Annotated in this window: 11 protein-coding genes and 1 pseudogene; 3 read left to right on the top strand and 9 right to left on the bottom strand. The window is 48.6% G+C overall.

Annotation, left to right across the window (positions count from 1 at the left end; translation table 11 throughout):
- Positions 1 to 137 precede the first annotated feature (137 nt).
- Positions 138 to 734, bottom strand: a complete 597-nt coding sequence (locus WF803_RS05605; RefSeq protein ID WP_489610563.1) for a DUF4230 domain-containing protein — start codon at positions 732 to 734, stop codon at positions 138 to 140.
- A 261-nt stretch (positions 735 to 995) separates the two neighbouring features.
- Between WF803_RS05605 and WF803_RS05600 the strand changes: the two genes are divergently transcribed.
- The 3 genes and pseudogenes from WF803_RS05600 to WF803_RS05590 all read left to right on the top strand — a co-directional run bounded on the left by WF803_RS05600 (position 996) and on the right by WF803_RS05590 (position 2354).
- Complete coding sequence (locus WF803_RS05600; RefSeq protein WP_489610562.1) at positions 996 to 1121, top strand: NADH peroxidase; 126 nt, start codon at positions 996 to 998, stop codon at positions 1119 to 1121.
- Between the two features lie 42 nt (positions 1122 to 1163).
- A pseudogene (locus tag WF803_RS05595) lies at positions 1164 to 1892 on the top strand (NAD(P)/FAD-dependent oxidoreductase); the annotation flags it as partial.
- Positions 1893 to 1943: 51 nt separating this feature from the next.
- Complete coding sequence (locus WF803_RS05590) at positions 1944 to 2354, top strand: hypothetical protein (RefSeq protein WP_489611898.1); 411 nt, start codon at positions 1944 to 1946, stop codon at positions 2352 to 2354.
- Here the strand turns inward: WF803_RS05590 and WF803_RS05585 are convergent.
- From WF803_RS05585 to WF803_RS05550, 8 genes are all read right to left on the bottom strand, one after another.
- Complete coding sequence (locus WF803_RS05585; protein WP_489610561.1) at positions 2351 to 4048, bottom strand: IS1182 family transposase; 1698 nt, start codon at positions 4046 to 4048, stop codon at positions 2351 to 2353. The two genes, WF803_RS05590 and WF803_RS05585, sit on opposite strands and share 4 nt — an antisense overlap.
- A 156-nt stretch (positions 4049 to 4204) precedes the next feature.
- The gene (locus WF803_RS05580) at positions 4205 to 5179 is read right to left on the bottom strand and encodes a glycosyltransferase family 2 protein (RefSeq protein ID WP_489610560.1); all 975 of its coding nucleotides are present in this window, start codon (positions 5177 to 5179) and stop codon (positions 4205 to 4207) included.
- A gap of 13 nt (positions 5180 to 5192) precedes the next feature.
- Positions 5193 to 5582: a GtrA family protein gene (locus tag WF803_RS05575; protein ID WP_489610559.1), complete on the bottom strand. Its 390-nt coding sequence runs from the start codon at positions 5580 to 5582 to the stop codon at positions 5193 to 5195.
- Between the two features lie 102 nt (positions 5583 to 5684).
- A complete protein-coding gene (locus tag WF803_RS05570) occupies positions 5685 to 6200 on the bottom strand; it encodes a C40 family peptidase (RefSeq protein ID WP_489610558.1) in 516 nt (171 codons plus the stop codon).
- A gap of 64 nt (positions 6201 to 6264) precedes the next feature.
- Entirely contained in the window at positions 6265 to 7533 is a 1269-nt protein-coding gene (gene tyrS, locus WF803_RS05565; RefSeq protein ID WP_489610557.1) for a tyrosine--tRNA ligase, read from the bottom strand.
- A 296-nt stretch (positions 7534 to 7829) separates the two neighbouring features.
- Complete coding sequence (locus WF803_RS05560) at positions 7830 to 9359, bottom strand: BCCT family transporter (RefSeq protein ID WP_489610556.1); 1530 nt, start codon at positions 9357 to 9359, stop codon at positions 7830 to 7832.
- A 209-nt stretch (positions 9360 to 9568) separates the two neighbouring features.
- Positions 9569 to 12220 carry a glycine/betaine/sarcosine/D-proline family reductase selenoprotein B gene (locus WF803_RS05555; protein ID WP_489611897.1) on the bottom strand — a complete coding sequence of 884 codons (2652 nt, stop codon included), beginning with the start codon at positions 12218 to 12220 and terminating at the stop codon, positions 9569 to 9571.
- A gap of 18 nt (positions 12221 to 12238) precedes the next feature.
- On the bottom strand, positions 12239 to 13726 hold the full coding sequence (locus WF803_RS05550; RefSeq protein ID WP_489610555.1) for a BCCT family transporter: 1488 nt from the start codon (positions 13724 to 13726) through the stop codon (positions 12239 to 12241).
- Positions 13727 to 13938: the final 212 nt, after the last annotated feature.

The raw sequence follows: 13938 nt of genomic DNA, 5'->3' as shown, positions 1-13938 counted from the left end.
GTAGGCCCCTAAGCCGATAGCTGGAGGCTTGCCAGTATAAGGATTAAAGCTAGGCCAAGCTTTGCATTAACTTTTAGCCAGCTTTTACTTTTCATAAAAAATGTGTAACACAACTGTAACATTTGATGCAGTTTTTGTTATTTAAAGGTGATTTTGTAATTTTTTTGGATATAGGGATCCATATTTAGCAAGGATACAATCGCTTCCTTGGCTTTTTTATCTGTCTCTTCTAAGAGCCCATTGGCCAAGGCTTTTTCCTCAATGACTTTCTTTTGTTCCTGGGTAAAGCGCGTGTAATCTTCCACTTTGCTGGGGTTGAGGACGGTTTGCCCTTCATCTAAAATCTGCATGCTGTCATCATCAATCTCGTGGGAGAGAATCTTCGCTTTCGGCAGTTTCAATTGAATGGTGTCTTTGCCCACGTGAATTTTTACCTCACCCAAATCGATGCCGGCATGGATGATCCCGTCATAGGATAAGATGAAGGTTTTTGTCGTAAAGGGCAATTGCCAGCCATTAAATTGTTTGGAATTTTTGAAGGAGCCGGTATTGGTATAAAAATATTTCGTCGTCGTCAATTCCTGGGCCTGCTCCAAGCGATTGCCGACCAATTGATTGCTGATTTCTGGTTCTTGCCTTTGCTGCCCGCGAAATTCCCCGACCCAAAAAGCACCGGCCAAGGCCAGCACGAGGGCGAGGAGGAGCGGAATGACGTATCTTTTTTTAACTCGCATATGCCACCTCATTTTCTGTTTCTTTCATTATACCCTAGTTTGAGAAATAAGCCTCCGCCCAAAGGCTGATTTTCGCTACGCATCCTTATTTTATCTAGAAGCGACGCTTTCTTTGGCGAGTAATTGATAATTATTATCATTTATATACTTTAACTTACTATTTTTCAGCTTATTTGCTGGTCTTATCGATTGCCAGCCAGCCTTTCTTATGGTATATTTTATAATAGTTATAATCAATAAAAAAGAAAGGGAGATGCTGACATGAAATTTGCGGTCGTGGGAACATCCCATTTCGGCTATGAAGCCGTGCAGACGATCAAGAAACAAGAACCTGATGCCGAAATCCATCTCTATGAGCGAGGCGACATGGCCTCCTTTATGGGTTGAGGGAGCCAATCCTACGTTGAGAGGGTCTCTCACAAACTCAGTGAACTTCAATTTGCTAATGAAGCCTCCTATGCTGCCCAGGGCATTCATATCCATTGCGGGGCAGATGTTATCGGCCTCGATCCCGACAAGAAAACCTTAACCGTGAAAACAGCGGAGGGTACGCGGGAGGATAGCTATGATAAGTGCCTCTTGAGTCCAGGTGGCGAACCGGTTGTTCCTCCGCTCGATCACATCGATTTGAAGCACATCCACACCTTCCGGGGGCCCGAAGACACCGAAGCGGTCTACCAAAGGAAGCGCAATAGCAAGCGGGCAGTCGTCATTGGTGGGGGCTATATTGGCGTGGAAGTCGCTGAAGCTTACGCCGAAGCCGGCATTGACGTCACGATTTTAGACATGGCCGACCGGCTCTTGGCCACCTACCTCGACCAGGAATTCACCCCAGTCCTAGAGAGCTTGGGCGAAAAAGCCGGCGTGCATTTCGTCGGTGGGCAAAAAGTCACGGGCTTTAAAGGCCAAGATGGGGAAGTTTCTGCGGTCGTTACCGAAACCGATGAATTCCCTTGTGACACCGTCATCTTGTCCATGGGGGTTAAGCCCAGTTGCGGCTGGCTGCACGACGTTTTAGACCACGATGACAAAGGCTTTATCAAAGTCAATGAACACTTAGAAACTTCCGCTCCCGATGTTTGGGCCGGTGGGGACTCGACCACGATCCCTTACGCACCGACAGAAGAGCGCCTACCCATTGGCCTCGCCACACTCGCCCGCCGGCAAGGGATTGTCGCCGCCTTAAACGCAACCGGCACGCCCACGAAAATGCCTGAAATGACCGGCACGAGCGCCCTCTCCTTCTGCGGCCTCTCCTTCTTCACGACCGGGTTGAAAGATACGAGCGCCGATCTATACTCCGGCACCGTCAAGAGCACCTACGTGGAAGAACCGATCTATCCTGAATTCATGCGCAAGGAAGGCTTTGTCCGCATGAAGATTCACTTTGACGAAGCAAGCCACCGCATCCTAGGCGCCCAGCTCATGTCCGAGCATGACGTTTCCCCTGCAATTGCGGCCTTGTCCATGGCCATTCAAAGCAAGTGGACCTTAGAGGATTTAGCCTTAACCGATATCTTCTTCCAGCCCCGCTTCGACCGCCCCTGGCACTACTTGAACGTTTTAGCCATGGCCGCCCTCGATTACAAAATCGGTGGTGCTGATCAATTACTCTTCTAATCAAGATAAAAAGGGGCTGGGAAATAAGTCGCCCTAAATAATAAAAAATGCATTGAAGTTATCCATATTTGGATTCCTTCAGTGCATTTTTTACTTTTAGAGAAATGATTACGAAGAGCTTCTGCTCTTCGCCGAGCTTTAAGGGCTAATTTCGTTAAATTCATGCTCATCAGCATCATTCCGATATCATTATACACGCTTTGTTTGCCTCTCACATGTGTTCTGCGCATACCAAAGACACCTTTCATCCGTCCGAAAACGGTCTCTATGTCAATTTTACGTTGCGCATAGATTTCTTTTCCAGGTGTGCTTTCTAAATTCTCTTTTGCTTGGTGCTTAAAATATTCCCAATTAAGATTGACCGCCGTCTGGCGCTGACGTCCTGTCGGAGTTTTCGCAAGCTCATTTAAACGCTCATCCATTTGTTCAGTATCGGCTTGATAGACTTTAAACTGTCTTTGGAAACCTTTTTTATCTTTTCGCGTACGATAATATGAAAAACTAAAATGAACGCCATCTAAATCCGTATAGGAATCTTCAGCCGCATGATAGTGCCAGTTCTCACGATGCTTGGATTGGTTTCGATATTTTTTACTTTGTTCTTTATGATACATTCCGTAAGGAATCAAAGGGACTTTCTCAAAGTCATCGATAATCGCCATATAATTCTCTTCACTCCCATAACCCGCATCCGCAACAATATATTGGAACAGATCAAGCGTTGGGATTGTTTTTAAAAACGGAATGAGGGTGCGCGTATCGGTAGGGTTCGGGAAAATATCAAAGTCAATAATATATTGATGACTTGAAGCAACTTGGAGATTATAGCCAGGCTTTAACTCCCGATTTTTCATGGGATCTTCTTTCATACACATAAAGGTGGCATCGGGGTCCGTTTTTGAAAAACTGTTTCTGCCATTAAATCGTGCGTTTGCTTCCTCGTATTTCTGTTTTCGGGGTAAGAAATCCTTCATACATCGATTCCGGTGCTTTTTAAGCGTGCGACGACGTCGCTTGTGTCGAGAACCTCCTTTAGGAATGGTCGTCTCATTTTCAATTTTGCTTTCAACCTCTTCGATTGCTTCATCAAGACACGCAATAATTTTTTCAATCCCATCAGAAGTCGTTAATTCTTCTTCGGTCAAGGCGATATCGACATTCGTTTGAATAAGTTCCTCATATAAACTCGAAACATTTTCATTGAGCTTCGCTTCATAGCGTTCAATCGCTCTTCGCCAAGTAAAACTATAGATGTTCGCATCCGCTTGAATTTTTGTCCCATCGATAAATAAAGCCTCTGGGTGGATTAAACCATTGTCCCTCAGCAGCATGGTGAAAAGGATAAAAGCATACTTGATCAAGTTCGAGGCATGTTCGCTTGAACGAAAGTTATTGATTGTCTTGTAGCAAACTGGGGTATCGCCCGTTAGCCATTTCATCGGAATAGATTCTTCATTCATTCGTTCAATTTTTCGACCTGAAAACGTTGATCGACTATAGGCAAATAAACACATCTTTAATAGCATTGCTGGATGAAAAGCAGGACGTCCCGTATGAGAAGTGTCTTCCAGAATAATTTCCGTAGGAATCGAGTCGACAAATCGGCTGATCAGCCGAGCTTCATGGTCCTCAGGAATCGTAAAATCTAATTTTAGTGTTAAAGCTGTTTCCATTGTGGTATAATTTTGATACAAAGCGAGTTCCTCCTTCGGTTTGCTTACCTTTTATTATAAGGCTTGGAACTCGCTTTGTCTTTATAAAATATCAAAACGCATCAATTTATTTTCGAAATAAATTGATGCGTTTTTTATATTCTGAGACTGAGTTTTTTCCCAGCCCCTTTTATAGCCTTAAACATTTTTACTGTAGGCTTCTGCCTCATCATCTTCCTCAAAGCTACTCATTTTTAAGAGGTAGAGAGGCCGGCGTTTCGTTTCCAGGAAAGTTTTGGCCACGTATTTCCCGACCACGCCCAAGGCCAGCATCTGCAAGCCGCCCATGCCCAAAATGAGAACCGCCAAGGACGTCCAGCCCGACGTCGCATTCCCAAATAAAAGCGTCCGCCCAGCAAAGAATACCGCCAATAAAATAGCTCCCAGAAAAGCCATAAAGCCCAAGCCGGCAATGAAATTTAAGGGCACTTCGGAAAAATTAATAATCCCCGTTAAGGAATAGCGCACCAGGCCCCAAAAACTCCAGCTCGTCCTCCCTGCCCGCCGTTCCCGGTTAGGATAGGCCAAGTAGTGCGTCCGAAAGCCCACCCAGCTAAAAATCCCCTTGGAGAAGCGATTGTATTCCCCAACGGAGAGAATAGCATCTACCATGGGCCGGCTCATCAAGCGAAAGTCCCGCGCCCCCGCCACAATTTCTGTTTGGGAGATCTTACTCATCAGCCAGTAAAACAAGCGGGCAAAAAGAGAACGCAGCCAGGGCTCACCGGCTCGGTCCACGCGTTTCGTGGCCACACAATCTAAGGGCTCAGCCAATAAATAGGCATACATGTCCGGCAGGAGTTCCGGGGGATCCTGTAAATCCACATCCATGACCGCCACATAGTCCCCTGTCGCATGCAGAAGGCCCGCATAGAGGCCCGCTTCCTTGCCAAAATTTCTAGAAAAACTTAAGTAAGCTACGCGCGGATCCTTGGCATGCAGGGCTTGCAAAAGCTCTAAGGTCGCATCCGTCGAGCCATCATCCACAAAGACCAATTCCCAGGAGACTGCTGGCTGCATGGCTTCATCTAAAATAGGCTGAACCGTCGCATAGAAAACTGGGATCGCCTCTTCTTCATTGAAGCAGGGCACAATAATTGAAATTTTATCCATAGCCACTCGCTTTCTAATTGGACTCGAGAAATACTTTGCGGGAAATAAAATTCCACAGGAAAACCACTGCTGTCACAAAGACCTTGGCCAACAGGTAGTAGACCTGCCAAAAACTGACCAAGACCCACAGCAAGAGCTGATTCAAAGCCAAACCCACGAGAGAAAGGCCCACAAAGAGCAAAAGCTCTTTTTGCCGCTCAGCGCTAGTAAAGCGACTTTGAAAAACAAAACGCATGCTGGCTAAGTAATTAAAAACAGTTGATAAGGTGAAGGAGAGAGCCGCACCCAAAAGATACGACCAGCCAAAACCATCAACGAAAAGATATAAACAGAGAAAATCAATCAAAGTCGCCAAGACACCGACGATGCCGAAGCGGAAAAATTGCCAAAATAAAGTGCGCACGAGAGCCCTCCCCTGTCGTTATTTTAGGCCTTAAAACAACCGACTCTATTAAGCCACAGGTTAGGGCATGTGTCAATATGACGGGCAAAATTTATGACTTCCTTAGATCCCCCCTAAAATACTGACGGAAAAATCGGGCCGGTAGGTATGGATATGCCCATAAGAGACCACATCGCCAGGCTTGGGCGCATGGATATAATAGCCGTCCCCGATGGCGAGAGCGACATGCCGCATTTCACTACCGTTTTGCCAGAAGTATAAATCTCCTGGCAAGGCCTCCTCCACTGCCTGCCAAAGCCCCTCGGCGGCCTGGGCATTAGTGTCCCGCCCCAGTTTTAGCCCCACTCCCCGAAAGCTATATTGAATAAGGCCAGAGCAGTCAAAACCCTGGGGACTAGCTCCTGCCCACAGATAAGGCACGCCCAAATGCTGGCTAGCCGCCTGAACCACGGCCAAGCGTAAGCCTGCCCCCTGGCCTAGGACGGCAGGGTTCCAGCCCTCGACTGCCAAAACTTCCGCCTCCATGGCCAATTCAGGGGCTTCACATTCTGCCTGTACCGAAGCCGGCCACCAGCCCCAACATAATAAAACGAGTAAAATTTGCCCACATAATTTCAACAGAAAAACCTCCTTATCTTCTAGTCTGTTCTACAAGATAAGGAGGTGTTTTTCACTTTACTTTTTAAGCTTCGTCACTTAAGCGGATCAGGAAGTAGCGTTTCTTCCCACGCCGCACGACCACAAAGCGGCCCCCAATGGCCCAGTCCGGGTCAAATTCGGCTTGCACATCTTGGATTCGCTCCCCATTGATGTAAATGGCACCATTGGTCAAATCTTCCCGAGCTTGCCGGCGCGAGTTCACAATACCCGCATCGACCAGCCAAACTGCGAGTGCCTTTTTCTCCTTCGGCATGGTGCTACCCGGCATATTCCCAAAAGCCTGCTCAATTTGCCGTTCACTCAAGGCCTTAATTTCCCCGTCAAAGAGCGCTTGGGTAATGGCTAAGGCGTCCGCTAGGCCCTCTTTCCCGTGGACAAATTCAGTCATTTCCCGGGCCAAGGCCTTTTGGGCTTCCCGTTTTTCCGGTGCTTCTTCCACAGCCTTCGCCAAGTCTTCGATCTCTTCTTTTGATAAGAAGGTGAAGTATTTCAAGTATTTAACAACATCAGCATCCTGCTGGTTGAGCCAGAATTGGTAAAATTCATAGGGCGACGTCTTCTCGGGGTCCAACCAGACCGCCCCACCAGCCGTCTTCCCAAATTTAGTGCCATCCGACTTCAACATCAAAGGAATCGTCAGGCCATAAGCCTTGGCGTCAGCGCCTTCCACGCGGCGGATCAAATCCACCGCACCGGTGATGTTCCCCCACTGGTCGGCCCCACCAATTTGGAGCTCCACATCTTCCTCTTGGTAGAGGTGCAGGAAGTCCATGGCTTGGAGAATTTGGTAAGTAAATTCCGCATAGGAAATACCCACGTCAAGCCGGCTTTTCACAATGTCCTTGCCTAACATGGTATTCACATTGAAACGTTTCCCGACATCGCGCAGGAAGTCTAAAAGCGTTAAATTCTTCGTCCAGTCGTAGTTATTCACCATGCGGAAATCAGCGTCCGGCTCCTTCAGGAAGAGTTTCTCCATCTGGCCTGATAATTTTTCCACATTGTGCTGGACGGTCTCCATGGTTTGCAGCGGCCGTTCTTCCGATTTACCGGACGGATCGCCAATACTGCCAGTTGCCCCACCAATTAATATCACCGGACGATGGCCAGCCAATTGGAATCTCTTCAGCATGATGAAGGGAATCAAGTGGCCAATATGCAAGGAATCTCCCGTGGGATCCACCCCGCAATACAAGCCAATCGGTCCTTCCTCCACCCGCTCACGTAAGCCCTCCGCATCGGTTTGATCCTTAATCGCCCCGCGCCAGGACAATTCATCAACAATATTCATGATTAGCCTCCCATCAAAATGTTCTTGCTTATAAAAAAAGTCCCTATAGCTCTCACTATAGGGACGAGTTTCCGTGTTACCACCCTGCTTGCTGGTTCACCCAGCCACTTCCTTGTGCATAACGGGCACGGCCGTGATCTGTTCCAGCAAACGTAATTCAGTTCACACCTTGGCTTGCTTCCACCCACCGCAAGCTCTCTGAGGCAAAAAATGTGTTCCTACTGCAAATGCTTAATCAAAATTATAATGATAATGTCATTATAGGTTAATGAGATTTACTTGTCAAGGATGGAGGTTTAACCTTCTTGTTGCTTATCTTCTGTCTGGAGTCGCTCCTCTTGTAAACCCTTTACCAAGGACCACATGGCGGTGCCCATGACAAAGATGAAGGGGAAGGCGGCGACGATGGAGATGGTTTGAATCATCTGCAAGCCATTTTTCGACCCGATCATCAAAGACAAGGCCAGGGCGGCTTGGACGATGCCCCAGACTAATTTCTTCCAATGGGGTGGCTTTAAATTGCCCCCATCCGTCAGCATGCCCAAGACATAAGTGGCGGAGTTGGCTGACGTGACGAAGAAGGTAAACAAGAGGACAATAGCCACGATGGACATGATTGTGCCCACCAGGCCCAGGTCATTTAACACCACAAACAAAGCGGTGGACGTCGACTGCGCGGCCTCCTCTAAGGTGCTGGTCGCCGTATTGAAATTGAGCGTCCCAAAAATTGAGAACCAGAGCATGGACAAAAGCGCAGGCACGAGCAGCACGCCGGCGACAAATTCCCGAATGGTCCGCCCTCTGGAAATCCGCGCAATGAAGGTGCCCGTAAAGGGAGCCCAGGCAATCCACCAGGCCCAGTAGAAAATAGTCCACGAGCCGTACCAATTGGACGGGGAGAAAGCCCCCAAATCAAAGGAATTGCCGATCAAGTTTTGCACGTACTGGCCCGCCGTCTGAACGAAAACCTCGAGAATAGGGATCGTGGGTCCAAAGCCCAGCGCCATGAGAACTAAGGCCACCACCAAAACCATATTCAAGTTAGAAATCCACTTGATCCCTTTGTCCACCCCACTCACGGCTGTTCCCGTGTAAATAACCGTCATCACGGTGACCAGAAGGATCTGGACGAGATTGCTTTCGGGAATGCCAAACAAGTAATGCAGGCCGGCATTGATCTGATACGTCCCTAAACCTAAGGAAGTCGCCATGCCCGCCGCGGTCGCAAAAACAGCTAAAATATCAATCGTCTGCCCTAATTTACCTCGCACGCCCTCTTCACCCAGCATGGGGATGAAAATACTGGACACTAAGCCGGGCCGGTGGCGGCGAAACTGCATGTAAGCCAGCCCCAAGGCAATCACCGCATAGGCCGCCCAAGGGTGCAAGCCCCAGTGCAGGAAGGATTTGGTCATCGCAAATTCCGCCGCCTCATGGGTCAACGGCTCAATATCGGGCGGGCTCAAGTAATGGTTCAAGGGCTCAGCCACCCCATAAAACACCAGGCCAATGCCCATACCCGCACTAAACAGCATGGCGAACCAACTCACCAGGCTGTGCTCGGGCTCCTCATCGTCCGCCCCAAGCTTAATATTTTTAAAGGGGCTCAAAAAACCCAGCCACAGGCAAAATAAGATAAAAGCTGCCATGATCAGCATGTAAAGCCAACTAGTATTATCGACCACCATGGCATACAGCCAGTCCCCCGCCGCCTCAAAATGAGTCGGGAAAACAAGCCCCGCCAAGACCACCAGGCAGATTAAGGCCAACGCCCATTGAAAAACACGCTGGCTTATTTTTCTTTGCTGCTTTGTTTTTTCTGTCATAAGGCCTCCTTAATTTATTAAACACGTTTAATTAACACGACGCCTAATATAACAAAAGCTTTAAAGCATTGCAAATCAGTAAAGAAAATTCGTATTTTTAGTAACAAAAAGCAGCTAAAACAACATCCGCTGTTCTAGCTGCCTAGGAAAGGTTTTCCTACTACCAACACGGCACTCTTTTGAGAGGTTCTTGTGCTTTGTGTCTAGGCCTACACCTCAAAAATGGTTTCTTCCTCAATCGGCGTCGTTAAAGCTTCCAAAGCGGTCTTCACAATGTGGTAGCGCAGCGCTTCTTGAGCTTCTTTCGGATCACTGGGGTCCCCGAGCGGATAAGGAATCGAAATGGTTGGCACAATCCGGTTAACACCCACCGTCTTGGCCACGGGCACCAGGTTACATAACTGAACGACTGGCAGGCCAGCGCGCTCAACTTCTCTAACAATCGTTGCACCGCAACGTGTACAGGTCCCTCAGGTAGAAACAAGGAGAACACCATCAACCTGGCCCTCCTGCAATTTCTCCACCATCTCATCCCCCATGCGTGTCGCCTCGGCCTGCGTGGTCCCCGTCCCAACCGTGGAATAGAAGTAAGGATGGAGTTCCTTGAAGACGCCTTCTTTTTCCATTTTTCGCAGCACATCGAGCGGCACGATCAGGTTAGGATCATTATTGGCTGCCGCAGGGTCAAAGCCCGCATGGATCGTTTTGAAAGCCCCCGCCGGCAAGCGGTCCAAGCCTGTCATATCATAGCGGCCCCAACGCGTGGCGGAAGCTGATTGAATATGATCAGGGTTTGCCGCCGGCACGATGCCCCCAGTTGTCATAATAGCGATCCGAGCTTTTGAGAGATCCTGCAAGGCCTCAGCCGGAGGCACCGTATCTTTCTTCGGAATAACTAATTCCGTTTTAAAGGGCTCACCCGCCAATTTTTTCAAGAGTATGGCCACCCCACGCTGGGCAGCTGGAATTGGGTCTTCGAGGAAAACTTGCTCGCGAATCCCGCGGCCAAAATAGCCTTCCAATTCAGCCCCTCTAGAAGCTTCCCCTCGCAATTGCCGGTCAATAAACTTCGCCATGGCCTGCACATTTTTGCGCATGCTGGCGGCCGAGTGCCCCCCAATAAAGATAGGCATTTTCTGCTTAAACATCTCTACCCCGGGGTTTTCAGGGTGCATAGACGTGGCAATGAGGACCTCGGGATAAGCTTTTTTAACGGCTTCGCAAATGGTCCCGCAAGCCACCCCATAACGGCCCGCTTGGAAGGCTGGGCCCGCTAGAAACACATCGAAGGGGACATCCGCCAGCATTTCCAGAATCTCGGCCACCGCTGCATCAGTATGAGTCCCCATGTAGTTATCGCCGCAGATAATAATATGCGTGAGCTCGGCTTCCTTCAGATTGGCTTTGAAGGCGAGGCCTGGCCCAATAATATTTTCCGTGATTTGTGGTCGGGCATCGGCTTCCGCTTCCCCGCCAATCCCACCGAAGAATTGGTTAATATATAAAACTGCTTTTTTCATGACTGACACCTCATAAAATTCACGCATGGTTTTCACAGACCAGCCCGCAATGCCGTCCCCGCAGAACATGGAGTTATTTTCCATAATGATTGAGCCGTCTTCGCGGACACTGGGCCCTAATTTCTCATCATCAGCCCAGCCGCCAGACAAGCCGTCTCGGCCTAGAGCGGCTAATTCTCCAATGACCAAATCTGCTGGTTCTAATTCCAGCAAAGTGGACACATTCCCCGTGGAAACGAGGGCATCGGCTTTCTCATCCATAACGACCAAAGGCTGGCTCGCCCCGTCACGGCCGGTACATTCATTACTGATCCCCACCGTCTTCACGCCCACATCCTCTAAGGCGACGATACAGCGCGTGTAGTCAGTATCTGGGTTCCCATAACCTTCCTCCGTAACGATCGCCCCATCCGCACCTAAGGCTTGGGCTAAATTCGCCACAAAAATAGCCGAGCGTTCCTTTTGTTCCAAGGACACATTTAAGTTCGATAAAATGACGCCCAAGAAATTCAAGCTTTTTCCATGTTCCTTGTAGAGTTCGCGAATCGTCGGGAAATTCTGCATGTCATAGGTCGACCATTTGGAACTGCAAGGCATGAAGGAGCCTGAAATCAAAGCCCCATCCAAAATTTCATTCGGATTCATAAAGGTCGGCACGTAATGGTTCAAATCCCAGCCGTAGATGAGGTCGTTGTAGCCCATCTCTTCCATCTGGGACTGCGGCTGCATGACGAGCACCACCTTAGGCAAGCCGTCGAGCGCTTCATCAGGCTTGGTCACCGGAGCAAAGGTAAAGCTCTCCACGTCCTCCGGCTCCTGGTCCTTCACCGTCTGGCCTAAGTATTCCGCAAAATGATGGGTGGCCCAACGAATCGCATGATTTTTCTTCTGCTGTTCATGGCGCTCGGACAATTCATCCGTGTCCGCCACAATACAAATGTTCAGCATCTGGCCAAAAAGCGTGTACTTCTGCCCTTCGCCAAACATGTCCACTAAGCCATCCCCAAAGGAGCCCATATGCTGGCCAACCCCTAAAACACTCACTCCTTTCAAGCAATGCACGTCCCCTTCACCTGCCGTCACGACAGGGCCGGTCACGCCTGGAAAGAGAGTCCGGCCATCCACCCGCACGCGGGGCTCGGCCGCTTCCTTAATCGGTACAATACGTGTTCTATCGCCAGGTTTAGCGATATAGATATCACAGGACGTAATATGTTCGTCCTTTTGAATGAAGGCCAAGGCTTCTTCCTTATTAATGCTTAACACATGGTCTTCGTACTTGGTTTCTGGGCCAAATTTCACGTCTTTGACATAGAAATTGCCTAAATTTAAAGTTTTCATAGTAACCTCCTTACATCATTAGCCTGAAATTTTCCGGTCTTGCCTAAGCGCCTTCACAATAGCCCACATGGCAAAACTCATCACAAAGATAAAGGGAAAGGCCGCCACAATCGAAATGGTTTGAATCATTTGCAGGCCATTTCTAGACCCAATCATCAAGGATAAGGCCAGGGCTGCCTGCACCAAGCCCCACACTGTTTTCTTCCAATTTGGGGGTTCAAGATTGCCCCCATCCGTCAGCATGCCCAAGACATAAGTAGCGGAATTGGCAGAGGTGATAAAAAACGTAAACAGCAATAAGATCGCGACCACGGACATGACGGTCCCCACCCCGCCCAGGTCATTTAAAACGACAAACAAGGCCGTGGAGGTGGATTTCATTGCTTCTTGGAGCGTGGCTTGGGCCGTGTTGAAATTCAACGTCCCAAAAATCGCAAACCAAAGCATGGACACTAAGGCAGGCACCAAAAGTACCCCTGCCACAAATTGCTGAATGGTCCGCCCCCTCGAAATGCGGGCGATAAAAGTCCCCGTAAAGGGCGCCCAGGCAATCCACCAAGCCCAGTAGAAAATGGTCCAAGAACCGTACCAAGCCGAGGAGGAGTAAGCCCCCAGTTCAAAGGAATTGCCGATCAGATTCTGCAAGTAGTGGCCTGTCGTTTCCACAAAAACATCGAGAATTTTAATGGTCGGCCCAAACAGAAAAGCCAGGCCCACAAGAATGACGACCAAAACCATATTGATATTAGAGATCCATTTAATCCCTTTGTCGACCCCGCTCACCGCGGTCCAGGTATAAATAACCGTAATGCCGGCAACAATGATGAGCTGGATCAAATTATTCTCCGGCACCTGGAACATGTAGTTTAAACCTGAATTAATTTGATAAGTCCCAAGCCCCAAAGATGTCGCCATACCTGCCGCTGTTGCAAAGACCGCCAGGATATCAATCGCCTGGCCCAGGCCGCCTTGCACCCGGTCTTCACCAATCAAAGGGATAAAAATACTAGACACCAAGCCCGGCCGGTGCCGGCGAAACTGCATGTAGGCAAGGCCCAGCGCTAAGACCGCATAACCTGCCCAAGGGTGCAAGCCCCAGTGCAAGAAGGACTTGGTCATCGCAAATTCTGCCGCCTCATGGCTTAAGGGCTTTAAATCCGGTGGACTGAGGTAATGGCTCAAGGGCTCAGCCACCCCATAGAAAACCAGGCCAATCCCCATGCCAGCACTAAACAGCATGGCAAACCAGCTCAGTAAACTATGCTCCGGCTTCTCTTGGTCGCCGCCTAATTTAATGTGCTTGTAAGGGCTCAAAAAACCCAGCCACAAGCAAAACACAATAAAGCTACTCATCACCAGCATGTACAGCCAGCTGGTATTATCAACGACCAAGGCATAGAGCCAATCCCCAAAGCTCTCAAAGGACCTGGGAAAAATTAAGCCCATCAAGACCACCAAGAGAATTAAAGCCAGGGAAATGCTAAAAACCTTCTGCTTCTTTTTCATGATTTAACCTCCTTACTTTTTATTTTGTTTATATATTAAACATGTTTAACAAATGAGTTAAAACCTCCCTTAGACGCCAGTTCTAGAAGCCAGAGCTTCATATTATTCACCTGCGTTTATTTAATAAACATGTTTACTTAACTTTAATATAGCAGACCCAAGCAGGTAATGCAACCGCTTTTCATATTTTCATAAAAAAAAGTGCCCGGTCG

Source organism: Aerococcus sp. BD502 (assembly GCF_057919555.1).
Note: the sequence above shows the minus strand (reverse complement) of the source record. Positions and strands in the feature narration are given on the sequence as shown.

Excerpts from the sequence above, each read along its gene's own strand:
- WF803_RS05560 (WP_489610556.1), bottom strand. The coding sequence starts at position 9,359 with ATGACAGAAAAAACAAAGCAGCAAAGAAAAATAAGCCAGCGTGTTTTT.
- WF803_RS05605 (WP_489610563.1), bottom strand. The coding sequence starts at position 734 with ATGCGAGTTAAAAAAAGATACGTCATTCCGCTCCTCCTCGCCCTCGTG.
- WF803_RS05550 (WP_489610555.1), bottom strand. The coding sequence starts at position 13,726 with ATGAAAAAGAAGCAGAAGGTTTTTAGCATTTCCCTGGCTTTAATTCTC.
- tyrS (WP_489610557.1), bottom strand. The coding sequence starts at position 7,533 with ATGAATATTGTTGATGAATTGTCCTGGCGCGGGGCGATTAAGGATCAA.
- WF803_RS05580 (WP_489610560.1), bottom strand. The coding sequence starts at position 5,179 with ATGGATAAAATTTCAATTATTGTGCCCTGCTTCAATGAAGAAGAGGCG.
- WF803_RS05590 (WP_489611898.1), top strand. The coding sequence starts at position 1,944 with ATGCCTGAAATGACCGGCACGAGCGCCCTCTCCTTCTGCGGCCTCTCC.
- WF803_RS05600 (WP_489610562.1), top strand. The coding sequence starts at position 996 with ATGAAATTTGCGGTCGTGGGAACATCCCATTTCGGCTATGAAGCCGTG.